We start from the raw sequence: 20,680 nt of genomic DNA on the forward strand, positions 1-20,680 counted from the left end.
CCGACGCAACCTGCACGCTACACCGACAGCTCGACACCATGAGGCAGTAGCAGGCCGATATCCCCATCAAACCGTTCCTAAACGGCATAGCGGCGGAACCTCTTCATCGCCTTGGCCAACTCAGCAGTGGTCGGTCTTTCGTACTTGCGTCCGACCGATCCCGGCGTATGCCCGGTAATCGCGTCACGATATCTCTCCTCGATGCCGAAACTCGCGGCGATCGATTTCCAGGTGCCGCGCCAGCCGTGGTTCGGATCGACGTTTTCCCGGAGATCGGCCTTGCCGCGAATGAAGGTGGCGACACCTGATGCCCGGACCTCGGAGGCATCTCGCGATGCGGTCTCGGTGCGACCAGACACCTCGGGCGGATCGATGAAGAGAGGGCCCTTGCCGATGCTGCGGACGTAGTCGAGGAAGCCGATTTCGATGACGTGCTCGTGCAGGGGAACCGTTCGGTCCTCATCCATCTTCGTCTTGAAGAGGTCCATGACCCACACGGTGCCCTCCTTGCGAATATGGTCGGCCTCGAGGCTGACAAGCTCTTGGATGCGTGCGCCCGAGTATGCCGCGAGCCAGGGCGTCCAGCGGTTGCCGGCGGCGGACTTCGGATATCGACCCCCCATCTCGACCGCGTCAGCGGCCTTCAGGATCGAAACGATTTCCGCGTGATGGAAGCGCCTCTCGTGCTTCGTCTTCGCGGCCCTGGGCAGTTTGATCTTGAGGCCGTGGATCGGATTTTCCTTGATCCGCGCGCCGCCCTCATCCGTCATCGCGAAGTTCAACAACGACTGGACGGCGACGAGGTCGTTGTTCCTGACCGTCTTCTTGCTGATGCCCTCCTGGGTCGTGCGGTGCTTGATCCACGCGTTGACACGGTCTTTGGTCAGCGAGCGGAAGTCGGCATGGTCGTTGAAGGCAGACAGCTTCTCGATGGTCGACTGGTAGCGACGCAGCGTGGACGGCTTGACGAACTCCAGCATCGCTTCGCGCATCGCCTCGAAAAGCTGCGCGAGGCTCATGGCTCCATCATCATGGGAGGCTAGGGGCTTCGTGGCACATGACGCCGCCATCGGAGGATGAGGGGGCTCGAATGGTGGAAAGTAGGCCGGCTTTTCTTCGTCGCTGAAATCGCCCTCAAGCATACGACCAAGCGCTTTGCTGCCGGCCAGCTCCGCTCGCCGAAACTCCCATATGAGGTGCGGACGGCTGGCGTCCTCCGGCTGAACACCCTTCAGTGCGATCGCAGCATCGACACGGGCGCCGTATCGGCTCTCGAGAGCCATCGCTTCCTTCTCAGCCGAGAAGACGCCCGGAATCACCGCTGCCAAAATGGCGATGAAATCGGCTCCCTGTTCATCGAGAAGGCCTTCCAGCCACCCTTCGAGGGCTGCCTGTTGCTCTTCGGCGCTAAGATGAGGGTACGCGGCAAGAAACTGGTCGAGCTGGGAGTTCATCAGCTCGCGACGGGTCACCGCTGAAGAGTCGTCGATCTCACTGATTCGCGCACGGTAGGCGTCAGCCGACAAAGCGACCACCTGGCGTTTCGACAGTGGCGTCGGACCCGCTTTGAGCGCCTTCCAATGCTGGAGCAGGGCCTCATGAGCTTCCGCGAAGCGCAGGGCCGCCTCATCGGGATCGGATGTGCGGAGACTGACTTCGACGTAGCCGGCGCTGATGGCGACCGGCGTGCGCCTTCCCGCGATGGGCAACACGACGTGTCCGCGTGCCCTATCGGCGATCTCGGAGGGAACACGGACTTTGAGGAGCCAGTTGGCGCTGGATCCCCGCTTGATCGGTCTGGCCATACGTAGAGCCATTGAGTGAGCTTCCTGAGTGAGAGTGAATCTCACGGAAACCCTCGTTTTCACTTAACCCCCTGCGATCAAACAGGAAGAAAAGTGGTGCCCAGGAGAGGACTCGAACCTCCACGCCCTTGCGAGCGCCAGCACCTGAAGCTGGTGCGTCTACCAATTCCGCCACCTGGGCAACGGCGGTTCGTTTACGGAGGCGCTGCGGGACTGTCAACGGTCCCGCAGCGATTAGTTGGCGATCGTGCAAAATTCCTGTGACGGTCTTCTGCCTCGATCGGCTTCGTCCGCTCTGCGGGAGGCGAGGGCGCTCCCTCAGGCGGCGCGTCGTGTGGGTGCGTGAGCACCGCGAGCGATCTCAGAGCTCAGCCCAGCGGACTCCGGCCCGGTTTTGAACGCGGCGACGAGGTCGTTGAGCTGTCCGATGCGGCCCGAGAGCGAACCGGCGGAGGCGGCGCTCTGCTCGGAAAGCGCCGCGTTCTGCTGGGTCATCTCGTCGAGATGGGCCACCGCCTGGCTCATCTCGTCGATGCCCGAGGCCTGTTCGCTCGAGGCAGCCGAGATCTCGGCGATCGTCGAGGCCACCTTCTTCGAGGCCGTGAGGATCTGTTCCAGCGCCTCGCCGGCCTGGCGAACGAGCTTCACGCCCTCGCCGACCTCGGTGTTGGAGGACGAGATCAGGGCCGAGATGTCCTTGGCGGCGGAGCCGGAGCGCTGGGCGAGCGTGCGGACTTCGGAGGCGACGACCGCAAAGCCCTTGCCGGCGTCACCGGCGCGGGCCGCTTCCACGGCGGCGTTGAGCGCCAGAAGGTTGGTCTGGAAGGCGATGTCGTCGATGACCCGGATGATGTCCGAGATCTTCTGCGAGGCGGTCTCGATGCGGGCCATGGCGTCGACGGCTTGTCCGGCGATGGCGCCACCGTTCTGGGCGGCTTCCATCGCTTCGGTCGCGATCGCGGCGGCCTGGCGCGACGCCTGGGCCGAGGCCTTCACCGAGGCTGCGAGCTGCTCGGTCGTCGCGGCCGTCTCCTCCAGCGAGGAGGCCTGCTCCTCGGTCCGCTTCGACAGATCGTCGGCACCCATGTTGATCTCGCGGGCGGCCAGACCGACATCGGCCGAGGTGACCTGGATCGTCTTCACGGTCGAGGAGAGCCGCTCGACCGTCTCGTTGATCGCGCCCTTGAGCTCGGCGAACTTGCCGCGATAGGCGGCGTCGACGCGCACCGTCAGATCGCCCGCGGCGACCGCCGAGAGCGTGCGGGCGAACTCGCTGGTGGCGGAATCGACGACCGCATTGATCTCGTTGATGCCGGCGACGAGCTTCTGCATCTGCTCGTCGGCCTGGTCGATCTGCAGCCGCGCCGAGAAATCGCCCGCCGCCGCTGCCGCCACGACCTCGCCGACATCGCTGACGACCGCTTCCATCGACTGGGCCCGGGCGAGGCGCGCCGCCGCCGCCGCCTGCTCCTGCTGCTGCAGCTGCGCGACCTGTTCGCTGGTTTCACGCAGCACCGAGACGGAGCGCGCCATGGCGCCGATCTCGTCGCGACGCTGCGTATGGGGCACTTCGATCGCCGTGTCGCCGGCGATCAGCCGGTCCATGACCGCTCCGAGGTCGAGGAGCGGCTTGACGATGGCGCGTCGCGAGAAGGCGATCGCCGTCGCAACGGAGATGCCCAGCAGCACCAGCAGCGTCAGCGGAATCAACATCCGCATCCGAGCGACATAGTCGGACGATTCGGCTTCGACGACATTGCCGGCCTGCTCGTTGAGCTGGCTGAAGCCGCCGAGTTCCTCGATCAGGGCGGCGCGGTTGCGGCGGCTGGCCTCGCTGTTGCCCCAGGCGTCGGCGGCGCGGCCGGAGACCTCCTGGGCGAGCTTGGCCGTCTCGGCGCGGATGCCGGCGAATTCGGCGACCAGTTGGCCGATCTTGGTGGCACGCTCCCTTTCGTTGGCCGGGACGATCGCCGTGAAGATCTTCAGCCGGTCGTTGAGCTGATTGAGCCCCTTCTCGATCGCCGCCGCGGCGTTCTTCGCCTCGTTGGGGTTGCGCGCCATATAGGCCAGCCGCGAATCCTCGCTGAGCTGGTTGACCGCGACGTTGAGGCGCTCGGTGGCGAGCGCGATGTCGTTTTGCCGCGAGACCCGGTGGCCCATGCCCTCGATGCCCGAGAGGGCGACGAGTGCGAAGGCGAGGGCGATCGCGGCCCCGGCGGCGACGATGCCGATCAGGCCCAGAATCTTGTTGCGAATGGATCTCACGACGAACCCTCAGCCTGACGTTTGGGAAGATGTCATGCAGTTTAAGGGCGGGGAGCTGAAGGACGAGTTAAGTAGTGGGGAGATTTCGCAAGAACATCGGCTCAAAAGATCGGCTTTGCCCTTTCGGGTTGCCTCAATTGCGGGCGTCGCTGCCCGATCCGGGGGCAGCCTGGCGTCTTGCGCGGCGGCGGCGGCGCGAGCCATGCAAGCACCTTTCCAGACGGGGGTGAAATGCTTTAGGAGCCATCCGAACCCGCGCGCATGAGGCCTGCCGACGATGGCGAACGACCTGCCCCTTCCGAGCCAGCAACTCGTCACGGTTTTCGGTGGCTCCGGCTTCGTCGGCCGCCATGTGGTGCGCGCGCTGGTCAAGCGCGGCTATCGCGTCCGCGTCGCCGTTCGCCGGCCCGATCTCGCCGGCTTCCTGCAGCCGCTCGGCATGGTCGGGCAGATTCATGCGGTTCAGGCCAATCTGCGTTACCCGGACTCGGTCGCCGCTGCGGTGAAGGGCGCCGCCGCCGTCGTCAATCTCGTCGGCATCCTGCAGGAGGGCGGACGGCAGAGCTTTGCCGGCGTGCAGGCCAACGGAGCCCGGGCGATCGCGCAGGCCTGTGCGGCCGCCGGCATCGCCCGCCTCGTTCAGGTCTCCGCGATCGGCGCCGATCGCGATTCGAAGTCCCTCTATGCCCGCAGCAAGGCCGAGGGCGAGGCCGCCGTGCTGGCCGCGGTGCCCGGCGCGGTGATCCTGCGGCCCTCCATCGTGTTCGGGCCGGAGGACGGTTTCTTCAACCGATTCGCCGCGCTGGCCCGGGTGCTGCCGGCATTGCCGCTGGTCGGCGGAGGCGAAACCAGGTTCCAGCCCGTCTTCGTCGGCGACGTCGCGGAGGCGGTGGCACGCGGGGTCGACGGGGTCGTCGCCGGCGGCCGCGTCTACGAACTCGGCGGCCCGGAGGTGAAGAGCTTCCGCGAGCTGCTCGCCTATATCTGCGAGGTCACGGACCGTAAGCGCCTGCTGGTGCCGCTGCCGTTCCCGGTGGCACGGATCCAGGCGCGGATCCTCGAACTGGTCGATACGCTGACGCTGGGCCTGCTGCCGGATGCGATCAAGCTGACACGCGACCAGGTGACGCTCCTCGAGAGCGACAATGTCGTCTCGGCGGCCGCTCTGGCGGAGGGGCGCAGCTTCGAGGGGCTGTGCATCGCCCCGGTCTCCGTCGAGGCGATCGTGCCCTCCTATCTCTGGCGCTTCCGCAAGGCCGGGCAGTTCGACACGGCCCGCGCCGATTGATCCGGTAGCAGACGAACGCCGCCGCGATGCCCGACCTGATCATCTACGACTGCGACGGCACGCTGATCGACACCGAGACGCTCTATGGCGAGGTTAGCCTCGAAGCCTGCCATGCGCTCGGGCTGACCAGTTGGACCCTCGACCACTATGTCGACAGCATCGTCGGGATCCCCTGGTCGGAGGGCATCAAGATCATCGAGGCGGCGCATGGGCGCCCCCTGCCGGCCGATTTCGAGCAGCGGATCGAGGATGCCGTGGCATCGCGGCTCGAGACCGAGCTGCGGGCCCTGCCGGGCGTGCGCGAGGCGCTCGATGCGATCGGCGGCCGCCGCTGCGTCGCCTCCTCGACCAGCCTGGCGCCGCTGCGGCGCAATCTCGCCATCACCGGCCTGATCGAGCTGTTCGACCCGCATATCTTCTCAGCCTCGCAGGTCGCGCGCGGCAAGCCGCATCCGGACGTGTTCCTGCACGCTGCCGCCACGATGGAGACTGAGCCGCGATCCTGCCTCGTGATCGAGGATTCCGTGCCCGGCGTCAGGGCGGCGCTGGCGGCGGGCATGCGCGTCGTCGGCTTCACCGGTGTGGCCCATGACAAGGATCGCACCGCCCGGCGCCTGGCCGAGGCCGGCGCGCTTGCGGTGATCGACGATTTCCGCCACTGGCCGGAGCTCGTGACCGGTCTGCGCGCCTGAGATCAGACCCGGGGCCGGCGGGCCTGCTTCAGAGCATGCTCGGCAGCACGCGGTCCGGCGGCTTGTGCCCGTCCATGAAGGTCTTGATGTTGACGATGACCTTCTCACCCATCTCGGCCCGGCCCTCATGCGTGGCCGAGCCCATATGCGGCAGCACCACGACGCGATGCTGGCGCGCGAGCTTCAGCAGGCGCGGATTGACCGCAGGCTCGCTCTCGTAGACGTCGAGGCCCGCTCCGGCCAGTTCGCCCGCCTCCAGCATCCGCGACAGGGCCGTCTCGTCGACGACCTCGCCGCGTGCGGTGTTGACCAGGATGGCGTCGGGCTTCAGCAGCTTGAGCCGGCGCGCCGAGAGCAGGTGATAGGTCGCCGGCGTGTGCGGGCAGTTCACCGAGACGATGTCCATGCGCGCCAGCATCTGGTCGAGCGAATCCCAGTAGGTCGCGTCGAGCTTCTCCTCGATGCGGGCATCGAGCCGGCGGCGGTTGTGATAGTGGATCGACAGCCCGAAGGCGGCCGCGCGTCGCGCCACGGCCTGGCCGATCCGGCCCATGCCGACGATGCCGAGCCGCTTGCCGGTGATGCGCCGCCCCAGCATCCAGGTCGGCGACCAGCCGGCCCACTCGTCGTCGGGGATGACGCGTGCGCCCTCGGCGATGCGCCGGGCGACGGCGAGGATCAGGGCGATCGTCATGTCGGCGGTGTCGTCGGTCAGTACGCCGGGCGTGTTGGTCACGGTGATGCCGCGCTGCACGGCGCTGGCGACGTCGATATTATCGACGCCGTTGCCGAAATTGGCGATCAGCCGCAACTGGTCGCCGGCCTGCGCGATGATCTTGGCGTCGATCCGGTCGGTGACAGTCGGCACGAGGACGTCGGCCGTCTTGACGGCCTCGACCAGGGCGGCCTGGCTCATCGGCGTATCGTCGATGTTGAGACGCGCATCGAACAGTTCGCGCATCCGCGTTTCTACCACGGCGGGCAGTTTGCGGGTGACGACGACGAGCGGCTTCTTCTTCGACATGGACGCCTCCTCCTCCGCTGCCCTGGCGCCCGCCGCCTTTTGGCCTCAACCCCTCATTAACCGCAGGGCTTCAGGAATGGGACGGCAGGATCGCTCGGCTTCGCCCGTTCTCTAAGTGGCGTGACGACGGATGACAACATGACCCTTCGCCGGGGGGTACCCTGGCCGACGGGCGGTTGCTGGATGGAGATCGGACGGATGGTGGCTGCGAGACGGAGCGTTCTGGCGGGGCTGGCCCTGCTGGCGGCTATGATGGCGGCACCGCTCGCTCGGGCTCAGGACATGCAGGCGGGTCCGGTCACCGGCCTGCCGGTGCCGCGCTATGTCAGCCTGAAGACGGACCGCGTCAATCTGCGCGAAGGTCCCTCGAAGGAACACCGCACCCGCTGGGTCTACCAGCGCGCCGGCCTGCCCGTCGAGATCGTCGCCGAGTTCGAGACCTGGCGGCGCGTACGCGACGCCGACGGCGCGGAAGGCTGGGTGCTTCACAGCCTGCTCTCGGGCCGGCGGACCGCCCTCGTCGCGCCCTGGTCGAAGGCCAAGGGCGAAACCTTTCCGCTGTTTCGCGAAGCGGGTGAGGGGTCGGCGGTTGTCGCGCGGCTCGAATCCGGCGTCATCGCGAATGTCGCGTCCTGCGCCGGCAACTGGTGCCGGGTGAGCATCGGCGGCACCGAAGGCTATCTGCGCCAGGACCGGCTCTGGGGCGTGTATCCCAACGAAAAGGTGGACTGAGGCCCCGAGCGGCGCCCTTACTGCGTCGCGCTGTCGATCTTGCGCAGCCGCACTACGACGTCGACGCGGGCGATCTCATAGCCCGCGGGCGGCTCGGGAAGGGCCGCGACATCGACCGCCTCGGCGGGAATGTCGATCACCGTGTTCTCGCCATCGACGACGAAGTGATGGTGTTCGCTGCTGTCGGTGTCGAAGAACGTCTTGGCGCCGTCGATCGCCAGCTCCCGCAGCAGTCCGGCCTGGGTGAACTGGTGCAGCGTGTTGTAGATCGTCGCCAGCGAGACCGGGATCTTCTCCTTCATCGCCTCTTCGTAGAGCATCTCGGCGCTGATGTGCCGGTCGCCGCGGGCGAACAGGACCCAGCCGAGAGAGACGCGCTGGCGCGTCGGACGCAGACCCACGCGCCGCAGCCTCTGGCGAATGTCATGGAACGGGCAGCCCCGGCGTGCGGTCGATCCATAGCCCTCGTCATGGGAAGTGAGATCGCTCATCGCTGCTGGCCGAGCCTCCTCCAGGGTCGCGGACACAGGCGTCCGCTCCAGTTGAGAATGGATGTAAGGCTTCGCGCCACGCCTCGCAAGCCGGCTCCGGAGCGCTTGAGCGCGGGGGGCGCTGTCGGCCACCCCGGGAGGGCGCATGCGCCCTTTCGTTCGGGCAGGGCGGCGTGTTAGGCACGCTTGGAGACGGCCGCATCCGACGGCCTGGATGGAGCGACACGGGATATGCAGCGGCAATCGTCTTTCAGCTACGAGGAGATCCTCGCCTGTGGTCGCGGGGAGCTGTTCGGGCCGGGCAACGCGCAGCTGCCGCTGCCGCCGATGCTGATGTTCGACCGCATCACCGAGATCGCCGAAGATGGCGGCCCCAACGGCAAGGGCTTCGTGCGCGCCGAATTCGACATCAAGCCGGATCTCTGGTTCTTCGACTGCCACTTCAAGGGCGATCCGGTGATGCCGGGCTGCCTGGGCCTCGATGCCCTCTGGCAGTTGACCGGTTTCTTCCTCGGCTGGCTCGGTCTTCCCGGCCGCGGGCGGGCGCTCGGCGTCGGCGAGGTCAAGTTCGCCGACCAGGTGCTGCCCTCGGTCAAGCAGGTCGTCTACGGCGTCGAGTTCAAGCGCGTCTTCAAATCCAAGCTCGTGCTCGGCATCGCCGATGGCTGGCTGGAGGCCGACGGCAAGCGCATCTACACGGTCAGCGACATGCGCGTCGGCCTGTTCAAGCCCGAGGCGGCGTAAGGCGTCCGGGATCGCTTCGGAGAGACGCTCCGGGGCGATGCCGTTGGGGGAAAACCGCGGTGCGGCCTTGCGCGCGCCGGCCGCGCGGTCCATTTGCGCGGGATCGACGAGCGCGCCGGACCCTGTTCCGTCCGGCTCAGGCGCCATGAAGCCGGAGAAGAGAGCATGAGACGCGTGGTGGTCACCGGGATGGGCATCGTCTCGTCCATCGGCAACAATACGCAGGAAGTGCTGTCCTCGCTCCATGAAGCGAAATCCGGCATCTCCTTCATGCCGGTTTTTGCCGAGCATGGGTTCCGCAGCCGCGTCGCCGGCGTGCCGACACTCGACCCCTCGACCGTGCTCGACCGCCGTGCCATGCGCTTCCATGGCGGTGGCTCGGCCTGGAACCAGGTTGCGATGGAGCAGGCCATCGCCGATGCCGGTCTCGAGGAGAAAGAGATCAGCCACGAGCGCACGGGCATCGTCATGGGCTCGGGTGGACCCTCGACCCGCGCCCTGATCGACGCCTACGACAAGGCGCGCGAGAGCGGCTCCTCCAAGAAGGTCGGCCCCTTCGCCGTGCCCAAGGGCATGTCCTCGACCGCGTCCGCCACGCTGGCGACCTGGTTCAAGATCAAGGGCGTCAATTATTCGATCTCCTCGGCCTGCGCGACCTCCAACCACTGCATCGGCAACGCCTACGAGCTGATTCAGTGGGGCAAGCAGGACGTCATCTTCGCCGGCGGCTGCGAGGAACTGGACTGGACCCTGTCCGTCCTGTTCGACGCCATGGGTGCGATGTCGACCGACTACAACGAGACGGCGGCGCGCGCCTCGCGCGCCTATGACGTCAACCGCGACGGCTTCGTCATCGCGGGCGGTGCCGGCGTCGTCGTGCTGGAAGAGCTCGAGCACGCCAAGGCGCGCGGCGCGAAGATCTATGGCGAGATCGTCGGCTATGGCGCGACCTCGGACGGCTACGACATGGTCGCGCCGTCGGGCGAGGGCGCCGTGCGCTGCATGCGGATGGCGCTGCAGGGCGTCAACGCCAAGGTCGACTACATCAACCCTCATGGCACCTCGACGCCTGTCGGCGACGCCAAGGAGATCGAGGCGATCCGCGAGGTCTTCGGTGCCGGCGAGAAGAGCCCGCCGATCTCCGCGACCAAGTCGCTCACCGGCCACTCGCTCGGCGCCACCGGCGTGCAGGAGGCGATCTATTCGCTGCTGATGCTCAACAACGACTTCATCTGCGAGAGCGCCCATATCGACGAGCTCGATCCAGCCTTCGCCGACATGCCGATCGTGCGCAAGCGCATCGACAATGCGGGCCTCGGCTGCGTGCTCTCGAATTCCTTCGGCTTCGGCGGCACCAACGCCACCATCGTGATGAAGAAGCTCGAAGCCTGAGGGAACCGACCATGCTCTTCATGGTGATCGAGCATTTCGACCAGGCGCGGGTGAAGGAGATCTACGCCCGCTTCCATGAGAAGGGCCGGATGATCCCGGACGGCCTGACCTATGTCGACAGCTGGATCTCCGCCGACTTCGCGCGCTGTTTCCAGGTGATGCAGTGCGACGACGTCACCAAGCTGCAGGAATGGGTGCTGGCCTGGGGTGATCTCGCGCGCTTCGAGATCGTGCCGCTGGCCTCGTCGAAAGACACGGCGGCCGCGGTGAAGAAGCATTTATGATGTCGTTGCCGACGCGACAGGGAACGTCGCTGTTCGGGATCTGTGGTCTCCACAGGCCGCCTTCACGTTCTCCACGCTGACCTCCGGGATTTCCTCATGCTCCCCCTGATGCACAACAAGCGCGGCCTCGTCATGGGCGTCGCCAACCAGAACTCGATCGCCTGGGGCATCGCGCGCACCCTGCACGCCCATGGCGCGCAGATGGCGTTCACCTATCAGGGCGAGGCGCTCGGCAAGCGGGTGAAGCCGCTGGCCGAGAGCGTCGGCTCGACGCTCGTCCTGCCCTGCGACGTCGAGGACATCGCCACGGTGGACGCGACCTTCGCCGCGCTGGACGAGGCCTGGGGCGGCGACCCCGAGCGCAACACGCTCGACTTTATCGTCCATGCCATCGGCTTCTCCGACAAGAACGAGCTCAAGGGGCTCTATGCCGACACCAGCCGCGAGAACTTCTCGCGCACCATGGTGATCTCGTGCTTCTCCTTCACGGAGGTCGCCAAGCGCGCCGCCGAGCGTATGCCGAAGGGCGGCAGCATGATCACGCTGACCTATGGCGGCTCCACCCGCATCATGCCGAACTACAACGTGATGGGCGTGGCCAAGGCGGCTCTGGAAGCCAGCGTGCGCTATCTCGCCGGCGACTACGGCCCGCGCGGCATCCGCGTCAACGCGCTCTCGCCCGGGCCGGTGCGGACGCTCGCCGGTGCCGGTATCTCCGATGCGCGCGCGATGTATTCCTGGCAGCGGGCGAACTCGCCGCTGCGCAAGTCCGTCTCGCTCGAGGAGATCGGCGGCTCGGCCCTCTACTATCTCTCCGACCTGTCAGGCGGTGTGACCGGCGACATCCACCATGTCGATGCCGGCTACCACATCACCTCGATGCCGGTGCTGGACGGCCTGCGCGCGGCCGATCAGGGCGAATAGGGAACCCTGCGCCGCCCCTCCGGGTTTGTCCTCCACGGCAGCAGGAGGACATCCAATGGTGACGGTCAGGTATGACATCGTCGAGCATGACGGCGGCTGGGCCTACAAGGTCCAGGACGCGCTCTCGGAGACCTATCCGTCGCACGAGGCGGCCCTGAAGGCGGCCAGCGATGCGGCCGCGCGCCAGACCCTCGCGGGAACGACCGACGGCATCGTCTACCAGGACGAGCAGGGCCGCTGGCACGAGGAACTGGCCGACGGGCGCGACCGCCCGGCGACGCGCGTCGTGGACGAGTCCTCGGCTTGACGCCGCTGCGGCGCCTCAGCGGGCGGTGAAGAAGGTCAGCAGGACCTTGTCGTTCTCGCCGAGCAGGCAGAGGAAGCGCCGCGGCTTGTCCGAGCGGTCGGTCCGCAGATAGGCCTCCGCGATGATGATCCGCGTCACGGGCGTATCTTCCACCTTCGTCTCCGAGACGGCGATCGTCGCGCCGTCCTCGTCGACATAGATGTCCTTGATCTCGGGCTCGCGGGCCGAGAGCGTGCTCAGCGCGGCGTTCTTGCACAGCGCGACCGACGGCGAGGCCGGCTTTTCGGCCTGAGCGCCCGAAGTCGGTCCCGCGGTCTGGGCCAAGGCGCCAGAGGCGATCAGGGCAAAGGCGAGCAGGGCGGTCGGGACGAAGCGGATCATGTCGAACCTCTCGGGAATGGATGCTGTCCAACGCCCGAGAGGTCGATTGGTTCGCGCTCAGCCGCGCAGCGCCTCGGCGATCGTCGTCGCGAAGGGTGTCGTCGGGCGGCCGATCAGACGCGAGAGCACCCGGCTCTCGTCGTTCAGCGCACCCTTGGCGGCAGCCGCGTCGGAATCCGCGAGCAGGGAGGCGAGCCCCTCGGGCAGGCCCGCGCCGAGGAGCGCCCCGCGATAATCGGCCTCGGGCATGTCCACATACGGGACCGTCTTCCCGGCCTGGCGCGACAGCTCGGCGGCGAACTCGGCCAGGGAATAGGACGCGTCGCCGGCCAGCTCATGCACGACGCGCGGCGCCTGATCGCCGATCAGCGCAACCGCAGCGGCCTCGGCATAGTCGGCCCGCGCTGCGCTCGCGATGCGGCCGTCACCGGCGCTGCCGATCAGGGCGCCGTGGGCAAGCGCGGGCGGGATCGAGGCGGCATAGTTCTCCGTGTACCAGCCATTGCGCAGCAGGCTGTGGGGCAGGCCGCTCTCGGCCAGCGCGCTCTCGGTCTGGCGGTGCTCTTCGGCGAGGCCGAGCGGCGAGATGTCGGCGCGCAGCACGCTCGTATAGGCGATGCGCGCGACACCGGCCTGCCTGGCGGCCGCAATCGCATTGCGGTGCTGGGCCAGGCGCTGGCCGATCGCGTTGGACGAGATCAGCAGCAGCCGCTCGACGCCGGCGAACGCCGCTTCGAGCGAAGCCGGCTGGTCATAGTCGCCCGCGCGGATGACGACGCCCGCGGGAAACAGCCCGGCGGCCCGGGCGGGGTCGCGGACGATGGCCACGACGGCGGCGGCGCCGACGCGCGCCGCGAGGGCGGCGACCGCGAGGCGGCCGAGCTGGCCGCTGGCGCCGGTCACGGCATACAGAGGATGGGACATGGAACTCTCCGGTCTCTTGTGGTAACTCAGTCTCAGATAGAGACTGAATGGCGACGCCGGAAGACGGCACTTTTGCGTCACCAGGTTACTATGGAGGAACCCTATGGACGCTTGTGTGGCGCTGGGCGCCAAGTTCGAACGCTGGCAGACGCTCCGGCTCGATCCGGACGGTTGCCCGGTCCGCGGGCTGCTGGACCAGATCGGCGACCGCTGGTCGACCCTGCTGATCTGCGCGCTCGCCGTCGGCCCCCGGCGGTTCAGCGCGCTGCACCGGCTGATCCCCGACATCTCTAAGCGGATGCTGACGCAGACCCTGCGGACCCTGGAGGCCGATGGCCTCGTCCATCGCGACGTCCAGCCGACCGTCCCGCCCAGCGTCACCTATTCGCTGACGCCGCTCGGGCGCAGCTTCGCCGGCCCGCTGCTCGGCCTGGTCGAATGGGCGGAGACGCATTTCCCGGCGGTGTTGCAGACGCGGGCGGAAACGAAAAGGGCCGCCTGAGGGGCGGCCCGTGATCGCGTCGTCGACGTCAGGAAGGCGCGCTCAGAGGCCGAGCTTCTTCTTGCGCTGGCCGAGCGTGCGCAGGCGCAGCGCGTTCAGCTTGATGAAGCCGGCCGCGTCGCGGTGGTCATAGGCGACGGCGCCTTCCTCGAAGGTCACGAGGTCCTGGTCGTAGAGCGAGTAGGGGCTGGAGCGGCCGATGACATGCACGCCGCCCTTGTAGAGCTTGAGGCGGACCTGGCCGGTGACGAACTCCTGGCTCTTGTCGATCAGCGCCTGCAGCATCTCGCGCTCCGGCGAGAACCAGAAGCCGTTATAGATCAGCTCCGCATATTGCGGCATGATCTGGTCCTTGAGATGGGCGGCGCCGCGGTCGAGCGTGATCGACTCGATCGCGCGGTGCGCGACGGCCAGGATCGTGCCGCCGGGCGTCTCGTACATGCCGCGCGACTTCATGCCGACGAAGCGGTTCTCGACGAGATCGAGCCGGCCGATGCCGTTGTCGCGGCCGAACTCGTTGAGCTTCGCCAGCAGCGTCGCCGGCGACATCTTCACGCCGTCGATCGCGCAGGCGTCGCCGGTTTCGAAGTCGATGCTGATCACGGTCGGCTTGTCGGGCGCGTCCTCGGGCGAGATCGTGCGCGAATAGACGTAGTCGGGAACCTCCTGCGCCGGGTCCTCGAGCACCTTGCCCTCGGAGGAGGCGTGCAGCAGGTTGGCGTCGACGGAGAAGGGCGCCTCGCCGCGCTTGTCCTTGGCGATCGGGATCTGGTGCTGCTCGGCGAAGGCGATGAGCTGCTCGCGCGAACGCAGATCCCATTCGCGCCAGGGTGCGATCACCATGACGTCGGGCTTCAGGGCGTAGGCGGTCAGCTCGAAGCGGACCTGGTCGTTGCCCTTGCCGGTTGCGCCATGCGAGACGGCGTCGGCGCCGAGCCTCTCGGCGATCTCGATCAGCTTCTTGGCGATCAGCGGCCGCGCGATCGAGGTGCCGAGCAGGTAGACGCCCTCATAGGCCGCGTTGGCGCGGAACATCGGGAAGACGTAGTCGCGGACGAACTCCTCGCGGAGATCCTCGATGAAGATGTTTTCCGGCTTGATGCCGAGCAGCAGCGCCTTGTCGCGCGCCGGCCCGAGTTCCTCGCCCTGGCCGAGGTCGGCGGTGAAGGTGATGACCTCGCAGCCATAGGTGGTCTGCAGCCACTTCAGGATGATCGAGGTGTCCAAGCCCCCGGAATAGGCGAGCACGACCTTCTTCACACTTTTCTCGATCATCTGGGCATCATCCTGCTGTTGCGGCATGGCGGTCGCGAAAGGCCGCTTTTCGAACGCAATGGCGCACTATCCCAGCACCGGGGGCGACGCAATCGGAACCTTTTGATCGATCGCGCGTCCCCGCCTGATGGATGGGTGTTGATGACCCCGGCAGATGACGCTTGGACATCGCACCGCGTCTTGCAGTCGCGCGGCGGGAGGCTCACGTTCCTGATGCGCGACGCCACACCGACCCGCCTGCCCCGGAGGCCGAATGCCGAACCGTCCTGTTCTGGACTTCTGGTATGAGTTCGCATCCCCCTATTCCTTTCTGACCGCGCTGAGGATCGAGCCTCTGGCGGAGGCCGCGGGCGTCAGCATCCGCTGGCGGCCCTTTCTGCTCGGCCCGATCTTCGCCGCCCAGGGCTGGTCGACCTCGCCCTTCACGCTCTTTCCCAGCAAGGGGCGCTACATGTGGCGTGACGTCGAGCGCCGCGCCGGGCGCGAGGGCCTTGCGCTGGTCCGGCCCGAGACCTTTCCGCAGAACTCCCTGATCGCCGCAAGGCTGGCGCTGGCGGGTCGCGAGGCCGGCTGGCTGCCGGCCTTCTCGAAGGCGCTGTTCCGCGCCGGCTTCGGCGAAGGCCGCAACATCGCGGAGGAGGCGGTTCTGAACGCCGCCCTCAAGGAGGCCGGGGCCGATCCGGGCGTCGCCTTTCCCGCCTCGCGCGGCGAGGACGTGAAGGGCCGCCTGCGCGCGGAGATCGAATACGCCAAGTCGATCGGCATCTTCGGCGCGCCGACCTTCGTCACCGAGGACGGCGAACTGTTCTGGGGCGACGACCGGCTGGAAGAAGCGCTGGACTGGGCCAGGCACGGCCGCTGAGTTAGGTCAGGGGCTGGCGCTGCCGCCACCCGTCGGCCGCGCCCAGGGGCCGCGCGCGCTGGGCTCGATCCCTGCCGCAGACTCCGCCACCATCGTCTGCAGGTCCTGCCGCTCGGCGACGCGCGGGGGATGCGGCGGCATCGCCGGCATCCGGCCACCGGCGGTCTGGACCAGCGCCTGCACGCGCTTGGTCACCGAAGGGTGGGTCGAGAACAGGTCGGCGAAATCGTCGGGGTCATTCTCGAAGCACATATCCATCACGCCCGACGGCACGCCCTCGATGTCGGCGCGCCCGGCGATCTTGAGCAGGGCCGAGATCATCGCATCGGGGTTCTTCGTGAGCTCGACCGCCCCTGCATCGGCGAGATACTCCCGCGAGCGCGACAGCGAGAGCCGGATCACCACCGCCAGGAACCAGGCTAGCGCGATCACCGCGAAGCCGATCAGGATGGCGACGCCGCTGCCCTTCTTGGTATCGTCGGAGGATATCCGCATGCGGCTGCGCGACAGCCCGCGGAAGACGATCTCGCCGATGAGCGAGATGACGCCGGCGATGACGACGGCGATGATCATCAGCCGGACGTCGCCATTGCGGATATGGGTCAGCTCATGCGCCAGCACGGCCTCGACCTCGGCATCGTTGAGCTGCGCCAGCAGGCCGCTCGTCACCGTGACCGTGAACTGCTTGTCGTTGACGCCGCTGGCGAAGGCGTTCAGCGCCTCGCTCTCGACGATGGCGAGCTTGGGGACGGTCAGGCCGCGCGAGATGCAGAGGTTCTCCAGCATCCGGTAGAGCTTGGGGTTGTCCTCGCGCGACAGTCCTTTCGCGCCCGAGATGGCGCCGATCAGCCCGACATTGATGCGAAAGCCGATGAACACCCAGGCGCCTGCGGCGAGCGTCGTGAAGGGCAGCCAGTTCCAGAAGGTCCGCCCGGCCTGCGCATAGGCGGTCGTCCCGCGCGGGACGCCGCCATAGCCGTAGCCCACCAGCAGCAGGCCCCAGACCGTGACATAGACGAGCAGGAACAGGCCGGCGATCAGGAAGCCCGACCTGATCCGGTTGTTGCGCATGTGGCTGTAGAGCCCGAAGGCCTGGCCCAGCATCGCAGCCGCCCCGTTCGCCGCCTGCGGCGTCGCCTCAGAACTTCACGCTCGGCGCGACCTCGATCTGGGCGCGCGTGGTTTCGCCGACATCGAAGAATTCGCGCTGGCTGAAGCCCATCTGCGGCGCGAAGAGCACGGCCGGGAAGGCCTGGATCGCGGCGTTGAACTCGCTGACGGCGTTGTTGAAGAAGCGCCGCGCCGCGGCGAGCTTGTCCTCGACATTGCCGAGATCGACCTGGAGCTGCTGGAAATTGGCGCTCGCCTTGAGGTCGGGATAGGCCTCGCCCAGTGCCAGCAGCCGCCCGACCGCACCCGACAATTGCTGCTCGGCCGCCGCCTTGTCATGGATGCTGCCTGCACCCTGGGCGGCGTTGCGCGCCGCGATCACCGCATCCAGCGTCGTCTTCTCATGCGTCGCGTAGCCCTTCACCGTCTCGACGAGATTGGGGATCAGGTCGTGGCGCTGCTTCAGCTGCACGTCGATGTCGGCGAAGGCCTGGTTGACGCGCTGTCGCATCGCCACGAGGCCGTTATAGGTCATGATCAGATAGACGGCGATCGCGGCGATCAGCCCCAAGACAACCCAGCCCATGGCATGCTCCTCAAGCGCAGACGAGACGGCCACACCGTGGCACGAAGGCGGGCGGTGGGGAAGCGGCCGGGAGCCGCCTGCCCCAGCGACGGCTCAGTCGTCGCTGTAGCGCTCCTCCCGCCACGGATCGCCGCGGTCGTGGTAGCCGCGGACCTCCCAGAAGCCGGGCCGGTTCTCTGGCGTGAACTCGATGCGCTTCAGCCATTTCGCGCTCTTCCAGAAGTAGAGCTTCGGCAGGACGAGCCGCAGCGGCCCGCCATGCTCCCCGGTGATCGGCTGGCCCTCCCAGGAATGGGCGAGGATTGCGTCCTCGCTGGCGAAATCCGCCAGCGTCAGATTGGTCGTGTAGCCGTCGTAGCTGTGCAGCACGACGAAGCCGGCCTCGGGCTTGGAGCGAGCGAGATCGAGGATCGTGCGGGTGGCGACGCCGTCCCAGCGGTTGTCATAGCGTGACCATGTGGTCACGCAGTGAATGTCGGACACCTCGGTCGCAGGCTCCTGGGCCATCAGATCGTCCCAGCGCCAGTGCAGGGGGCGATCCACCAGCCCGTCGATGTCGAGCGTCCAGTTCGACAGGGCGATCTCGGGCTGCAGGCCGAGATCGAGCACCGGCCAGTCCTTCACCCGATGCTGGCCGGGCGGCAGCCGCTCGCTCTCGGGACGGGCGACGCGCCCGGTCAGGAACTTGCCATCCCGCGCCCAGGCCTGCTTGGTCCGGGTCAGCTTGGTCTCGGCGGGGGTATCGGGATCGTCGGTCACGGACGTCTCTCCGCGGGCAGTGCGATGGATCGCCGCCAATTCTGGCACGGTCCGTCTGCGGCGGCGAGCGCATCGGGACGGTTCGCGCTGTCCCATGTCGCGGCGGGCTGCGCCGGAGGGGGTGGCCATCGCCCTTGCCCCGTCGGTGGATTTCCACTACATCGCGCCTGTCCGAAGGGCCGTGATCGATCACAGCCGGGGGCGGCCTTTTCGGCCGGCTCCCGTTTCGTGTTTGGGGCGGATCGTTCGGATGCGGATGCAGAACCGGCGGCCTTGCGCCGTTCGCCCTGTCCGGCGCTTCGAGCGCGGGCATGGCGGCCAGCCTCTGACGAGGCGCCGACGGGAGCATCCGGCCTGCAACACCAACCCAAACGGGCGCTTGCCGGACATCCGCGGGAGACGCGGCCGGCGTCAGGAGAATGCATGTCAGCCGTAGAAAGCTTTTCGGGCCGCGAGGATTTCGCCGCCCTTCTCGAGGAATCCTTCGGTCGTAACGAAGCCCTCGAAGGTTCCGTCATCAAGGGCAAGGTCGTCGCTATCGAGAAGGATATGGCGATCATCGACGTCGGCCTGAAGACGGAAGGGCGCGTTGCGCTCAAGGAATTCAACGGCCCCGGCCGTGACCAGGACATCAAGGTCGGCGACGAGGTCGAGGTCTATCTGGACCGGATCGAGAACGCGCTCGGCGAAGCCGTCATCTCGCGCGACAAGGCCCGTCGTGAAGAGAGCTGGGTCAAGCTCGAGAAGGCCTTCGAGGCCCGCGAGAAGGTCTCGGGCGTCATCTTCAACACCGTCAAGGGCGGCTACACCGTCGATCTCGACGGCGCCGTGGCCTTCCTGCCGCGTTCGCAGGTCGACATCCGTCCGATCCGCGACGTCGGCCCGCTGATGGGCCAGCCGCAGCCCTTCGAGATCCTCAAGATGGATCGCCGCCGCGGCAACATCGTCGTGTCGCGCCGTACCGTCCTCGAAGAGACCCGCGCCGAGGCTCGTTCCGAGCTGGTCGCCTCGCTCGAAGAGGGCCAGGTCATCGACGGCGTCGTCAAGAACATCACCGAATACGGTGCCTTCGTGGATCTGGGCGGCATCGACGGCCTGCTCCATGTCACCGACATGGCCTGGCGTCGCGTCAACCACCCGTCCGAGGTCGTGACCATCGGCCAGACGGTCAAGGTCAAGATCATCAAGATCAACCAGGACACGCACCGCATCTCGCTCGGCATCAAGCAGCTGCTGGCCGATCCGTGGGATGGCATCGCGGCGCGTTACCCGGTCGGTGCGCGCCTCAAGGGCCGCGTCACCAACATCACGGACTACGGCGCCTTCGTCGAAGTGGAGCCGGGCATCGAGGGCCTCATCCACGTCTCCGAGATGTCCTGGACCAAGAAGAACGTCCACCCCGGCAAGATCGTCTCGACCTCTCAGGAAGTCGACGTCGCGATCCTCGAGGTCGATCAGGTCAAGCGCCGCATCTCGCTTGGCCTCAAGCAGACCCTGCGCAACCCCTGGGAGGTCTTCGCGGAGACCCATCCGAGCGGTTCGACGGTCGAGGGCGAGGTCAAGAACAAGACCGAGTTCGGCCTGTTCCTGGGTCTCGAAGGCGACATCGACGGCATGATCCATCTCTCGGATCTCGACTGGAACCGTCCGGGCGAGCAGGTCATCGAGGAATACAAGAAGGGCGACATGCTGCAGGCTGTCGTTCTCGATGTGGACGTCGAGAAGGAGCGCATCTCGCTCGGCCTGAAGCAGCTCGGCGGCGATCCCTTCGTGGATGCCGGCGAGTTCAAGAAGGGCCAGGTCGTCACCTGTGAGGTGATGGAGGTCAAGGAAGGCGGTCTGGACGTCAAGATCGCCGGCACCGACATGACCACCTTCATCAAGCGCGCCGAGATCGCTCGCGATCGCCAGGAGCAGCGCCCCGAGCGCTTCGCCGCCGGCGAGAAGGTCGACGCCCGCGTCGTCCTCTTCGACAAGAAGGCCCGCAAGATCCAGGTCTCGATCAAGGCCCTGGAAATGGCCGAGGAGAAGGAGGCGATGGCGCAGTACGGCTCCGCCGACTCCGGCGCCTCGCTCGGCGACATCCTGGGCGCCGCCCTCAAGAAGGCGACGACCGAGAAGAAGTGATCGTTCGGCCGCGTCTGCGGCCGGATATTCCAGCAGCCCGCGCGGAGCGATCCGCGCGGGCTTTTGTTTCGGCTGTTTCCCTCAGCCCTCATCCTGAGGAGCCGCGAAGCGGCGTCTCGAAGGATGCTCCAGAGCGCTCTGGAACCTCCATCGCGACGAAGCCTTCGGCTTCTCCTCAGGATGAGGACTGAGGGGTGGCCCCTGAG

Annotated in this window: 21 protein-coding genes and 1 tRNA gene; 11 read left to right on the forward strand and 11 right to left on the reverse strand. The window is 67.1% G+C overall.

Annotated elements, in window-relative coordinates; genetic code table 11:
* Positions 1–77: 77 nt before the first annotated feature.
* The 3 genes from BSY19_RS26980 to BSY19_RS09475 form a co-directional block, all read right to left on the reverse strand.
* On the reverse strand, positions 78–1,805 hold the full coding sequence (locus tag BSY19_RS26980; protein ID WP_171905117.1) for a tyrosine-type recombinase/integrase: 1,728 nt from the start codon (positions 1,803–1,805) through the stop codon (positions 78–80).
* A gap of 94 nt (positions 1,806–1,899) precedes the next feature.
* Positions 1,900–1,986, reverse strand: a tRNA-Leu gene (locus tag BSY19_RS09470).
* Positions 1,987–2,123: 137 nt separating this feature from the next.
* Entirely contained in the window at positions 2,124–4,070 is a 1,947-nt protein-coding gene (locus tag BSY19_RS09475; RefSeq protein ID WP_069053953.1) for a methyl-accepting chemotaxis protein, read from the reverse strand.
* Between the two features lie 277 nt (positions 4,071–4,347).
* On the opposite strand from BSY19_RS09475, the gene BSY19_RS09480 reads away from it, so the two are divergent.
* Together BSY19_RS09480 and BSY19_RS09485 are read left to right on the forward strand one after the other, a co-directional pair.
* A complete protein-coding gene (locus tag BSY19_RS09480) occupies positions 4,348–5,358 on the forward strand; it encodes a complex I NDUFA9 subunit family protein (RefSeq protein WP_069053954.1) in 1,011 nt (336 codons plus the stop codon).
* Between the two features lie 26 nt (positions 5,359–5,384).
* On the forward strand, positions 5,385–6,050 hold the full coding sequence (locus tag BSY19_RS09485) for an HAD family hydrolase (RefSeq protein WP_069053955.1): 666 nt from the start codon (positions 5,385–5,387) through the stop codon (positions 6,048–6,050).
* Positions 6,051–6,078: 28 nt separating this feature from the next.
* Here the strand turns inward: BSY19_RS09485 and BSY19_RS09490 are convergent, their stop codons facing one another.
* Complete coding sequence (locus BSY19_RS09490) at positions 6,079–7,074, reverse strand: 2-hydroxyacid dehydrogenase (protein ID WP_069053956.1); 996 nt, start codon at positions 7,072–7,074, stop codon at positions 6,079–6,081.
* Positions 7,075–7,257: 183 nt separating this feature from the next.
* Between BSY19_RS09490 and BSY19_RS09495 the strand changes: the two genes are divergently transcribed.
* Entirely contained in the window at positions 7,258–7,806 is a 549-nt protein-coding gene (locus BSY19_RS09495) for an SH3 domain-containing protein (protein ID WP_416379052.1), read from the forward strand.
* Between the two features lie 17 nt (positions 7,807–7,823).
* Here BSY19_RS09495 and irr read toward each other — a convergent pair whose 3' ends face one another.
* Positions 7,824–8,297 carry a Fur family transcriptional regulator Irr gene (gene irr / locus BSY19_RS09500; RefSeq protein ID WP_069053958.1) on the reverse strand — a complete coding sequence of 158 codons (474 nt, stop codon included), beginning with the start codon at positions 8,295–8,297 and terminating at the stop codon, positions 7,824–7,826.
* Between the two features lie 231 nt (positions 8,298–8,528).
* On the opposite strand from irr, the gene fabA reads away from it, so the two are divergent.
* The 5 genes from fabA (at position 8,529) to BSY19_RS09525 (ending at position 11,948) form a co-directional block, all read left to right on the forward strand.
* The gene (fabA, locus tag BSY19_RS09505; protein WP_069053959.1) at positions 8,529–9,041 is read left to right on the forward strand and encodes a 3-hydroxyacyl-[acyl-carrier-protein] dehydratase FabA; all 513 of its coding nucleotides are present in this window, start codon (positions 8,529–8,531) and stop codon (positions 9,039–9,041) included.
* A gap of 165 nt (positions 9,042–9,206) precedes the next feature.
* Positions 9,207–10,433, forward strand: a complete 1,227-nt coding sequence (fabB, locus tag BSY19_RS09510; protein WP_069053960.1) for a beta-ketoacyl-ACP synthase I — start codon at positions 9,207–9,209, stop codon at positions 10,431–10,433.
* An 11-nt stretch (positions 10,434–10,444) separates the two neighbouring features.
* The gene (locus BSY19_RS09515; protein WP_067992283.1) at positions 10,445–10,717 is read left to right on the forward strand and encodes a DUF3303 domain-containing protein; all 273 of its coding nucleotides are present in this window, start codon (positions 10,445–10,447) and stop codon (positions 10,715–10,717) included.
* 96 nt (positions 10,718–10,813) lie between these two features.
* The gene (fabI, locus tag BSY19_RS09520) at positions 10,814–11,641 is read left to right on the forward strand and encodes an enoyl-ACP reductase FabI (RefSeq protein ID WP_069053961.1); all 828 of its coding nucleotides are present in this window, start codon (positions 10,814–10,816) and stop codon (positions 11,639–11,641) included.
* Between the two features lie 55 nt (positions 11,642–11,696).
* On the forward strand, positions 11,697–11,948 hold the full coding sequence (locus tag BSY19_RS09525; RefSeq protein WP_069053962.1) for a DUF2188 domain-containing protein: 252 nt from the start codon (positions 11,697–11,699) through the stop codon (positions 11,946–11,948).
* 15 nt (positions 11,949–11,963) lie between these two features.
* Here the strand turns inward: BSY19_RS09525 and BSY19_RS09530 are convergent, their stop codons facing one another.
* Together BSY19_RS09530 and BSY19_RS09535 are read right to left on the reverse strand one after the other, a co-directional pair.
* Positions 11,964–12,329, reverse strand: coding sequence for a hypothetical protein (locus tag BSY19_RS09530; protein WP_069053963.1), 366 nt, complete (start codon positions 12,327–12,329; stop codon positions 11,964–11,966).
* 57 nt (positions 12,330–12,386) lie between these two features.
* Positions 12,387–13,253, reverse strand: coding sequence for an NAD(P)H-binding protein (locus BSY19_RS09535; protein WP_069053964.1), 867 nt, complete (start codon positions 13,251–13,253; stop codon positions 12,387–12,389).
* A 103-nt stretch (positions 13,254–13,356) separates the two neighbouring features.
* Between BSY19_RS09535 and BSY19_RS09540 the strand changes: the two genes are divergently transcribed.
* Entirely contained in the window at positions 13,357–13,755 is a 399-nt protein-coding gene (locus tag BSY19_RS09540) for a winged helix-turn-helix transcriptional regulator (RefSeq protein ID WP_069053965.1), read from the forward strand.
* Positions 13,756–13,797: 42 nt separating this feature from the next.
* Here the strand turns inward: BSY19_RS09540 and BSY19_RS09545 are convergent, their stop codons facing one another.
* Positions 13,798–15,030 carry an argininosuccinate synthase gene (locus tag BSY19_RS09545; protein ID WP_069056968.1) on the reverse strand — a complete coding sequence of 411 codons (1,233 nt, stop codon included), beginning with the start codon at positions 15,028–15,030 and terminating at the stop codon, positions 13,798–13,800.
* A gap of 253 nt (positions 15,031–15,283) precedes the next feature.
* Here BSY19_RS09545 and BSY19_RS09550 point away from each other — a divergent pair, with 253 nt between their 5' ends.
* Positions 15,284–15,892, forward strand: coding sequence for a 2-hydroxychromene-2-carboxylate isomerase (locus BSY19_RS09550; RefSeq protein ID WP_069053966.1), 609 nt, complete (start codon positions 15,284–15,286; stop codon positions 15,890–15,892).
* A gap of 6 nt (positions 15,893–15,898) precedes the next feature.
* Here the strand turns inward: BSY19_RS09550 and BSY19_RS09555 are convergent, their stop codons facing one another.
* The 3 genes from BSY19_RS09555 to BSY19_RS09565 all read right to left on the reverse strand — a co-directional run bounded on the left by BSY19_RS09555 (position 15,899) and on the right by BSY19_RS09565 (position 18,347).
* Positions 15,899–16,996 (reverse strand): M48 family metallopeptidase, encoded by a 1,098-nt coding sequence (locus BSY19_RS09555; RefSeq protein WP_069053967.1) that lies wholly within the window; start codon positions 16,994–16,996, stop codon positions 15,899–15,901.
* A gap of 34 nt (positions 16,997–17,030) precedes the next feature.
* Positions 17,031–17,588, reverse strand: a complete 558-nt coding sequence (locus tag BSY19_RS09560; protein ID WP_069053968.1) for a LemA family protein — start codon at positions 17,586–17,588, stop codon at positions 17,031–17,033.
* Between the two features lie 93 nt (positions 17,589–17,681).
* A complete protein-coding gene (locus BSY19_RS09565) occupies positions 17,682–18,347 on the reverse strand; it encodes a sulfite oxidase-like oxidoreductase (RefSeq protein ID WP_069053969.1) in 666 nt (221 codons plus the stop codon).
* 423 nt (positions 18,348–18,770) lie between these two features.
* Here BSY19_RS09565 and rpsA point away from each other — a divergent pair, with 423 nt between their 5' ends.
* Positions 18,771–20,474 carry a 30S ribosomal protein S1 gene (rpsA, locus tag BSY19_RS09570; protein ID WP_069053970.1) on the forward strand — a complete coding sequence of 568 codons (1,704 nt, stop codon included), beginning with the start codon at positions 18,771–18,773 and terminating at the stop codon, positions 20,472–20,474.
* Positions 20,475–20,680 lie beyond the last annotated feature (206 nt).

Origin of the sequence: Bosea sp. RAC05 (assembly GCF_001713455.1) — a bacterium.
Taxonomy (GTDB): Bacteria; Pseudomonadota; Alphaproteobacteria; order Rhizobiales; family Beijerinckiaceae; genus Allobosea.

What these genes read in the sequence shown, in the direction of transcription:
- BSY19_RS09560 (WP_069053968.1), bottom strand. Translation starts at nt 17,588, where the DNA reads ATGGGCTGGGTTGTCTTGGGGCTGATCGCCGCGATCGCCGTCTATCTG.
- BSY19_RS09495 (WP_416379052.1), top strand. Translation starts at nt 7,258, where the DNA reads ATGGAGATCGGACGGATGGTGGCTGCGAGACGGAGCGTTCTGGCGGGG.
- BSY19_RS09490 (WP_069053956.1), bottom strand. Translation starts at nt 7,074, where the DNA reads ATGTCGAAGAAGAAGCCGCTCGTCGTCGTCACCCGCAAACTGCCCGCC.
- BSY19_RS09515 (WP_067992283.1), top strand. Translation starts at nt 10,445, where the DNA reads ATGCTCTTCATGGTGATCGAGCATTTCGACCAGGCGCGGGTGAAGGAG.
- BSY19_RS26980 (WP_171905117.1), bottom strand. Translation starts at nt 1,805, where the DNA reads ATGGCCAGACCGATCAAGCGGGGATCCAGCGCCAACTGGCTCCTCAAA.
- BSY19_RS09535 (WP_069053964.1), bottom strand. Translation starts at nt 13,253, where the DNA reads ATGTCCCATCCTCTGTATGCCGTGACCGGCGCCAGCGGCCAGCTCGGC.
- irr (WP_069053958.1), bottom strand. Translation starts at nt 8,297, where the DNA reads ATGAGCGATCTCACTTCCCATGACGAGGGCTATGGATCGACCGCACGC.
- BSY19_RS09540 (WP_069053965.1), top strand. Translation starts at nt 13,357, where the DNA reads ATGGACGCTTGTGTGGCGCTGGGCGCCAAGTTCGAACGCTGGCAGACG.
- fabI (WP_069053961.1), top strand. Translation starts at nt 10,814, where the DNA reads ATGCTCCCCCTGATGCACAACAAGCGCGGCCTCGTCATGGGCGTCGCC.
- BSY19_RS09545 (WP_069056968.1), bottom strand. Translation starts at nt 15,030, where the DNA reads ATGATCGAGAAAAGTGTGAAGAAGGTCGTGCTCGCCTATTCCGGGGGC.
- fabA (WP_069053959.1), top strand. Translation starts at nt 8,529, where the DNA reads ATGCAGCGGCAATCGTCTTTCAGCTACGAGGAGATCCTCGCCTGTGGT.
- BSY19_RS09550 (WP_069053966.1), top strand. Translation starts at nt 15,284, where the DNA reads ATGCCGAACCGTCCTGTTCTGGACTTCTGGTATGAGTTCGCATCCCCC.
- BSY19_RS09480 (WP_069053954.1), top strand. Translation starts at nt 4,348, where the DNA reads ATGGCGAACGACCTGCCCCTTCCGAGCCAGCAACTCGTCACGGTTTTC.
- BSY19_RS09525 (WP_069053962.1), top strand. Translation starts at nt 11,697, where the DNA reads ATGGTGACGGTCAGGTATGACATCGTCGAGCATGACGGCGGCTGGGCC.
- BSY19_RS09530 (WP_069053963.1), bottom strand. Translation starts at nt 12,329, where the DNA reads ATGATCCGCTTCGTCCCGACCGCCCTGCTCGCCTTTGCCCTGATCGCC.
- rpsA (WP_069053970.1), top strand. Translation starts at nt 18,771, where the DNA reads ATGTCAGCCGTAGAAAGCTTTTCGGGCCGCGAGGATTTCGCCGCCCTT.
- fabB (WP_069053960.1), top strand. Translation starts at nt 9,207, where the DNA reads ATGAGACGCGTGGTGGTCACCGGGATGGGCATCGTCTCGTCCATCGGC.
- BSY19_RS09485 (WP_069053955.1), top strand. Translation starts at nt 5,385, where the DNA reads ATGCCCGACCTGATCATCTACGACTGCGACGGCACGCTGATCGACACC.
- BSY19_RS09555 (WP_069053967.1), bottom strand. Translation starts at nt 16,996, where the DNA reads ATGCTGGGCCAGGCCTTCGGGCTCTACAGCCACATGCGCAACAACCGG.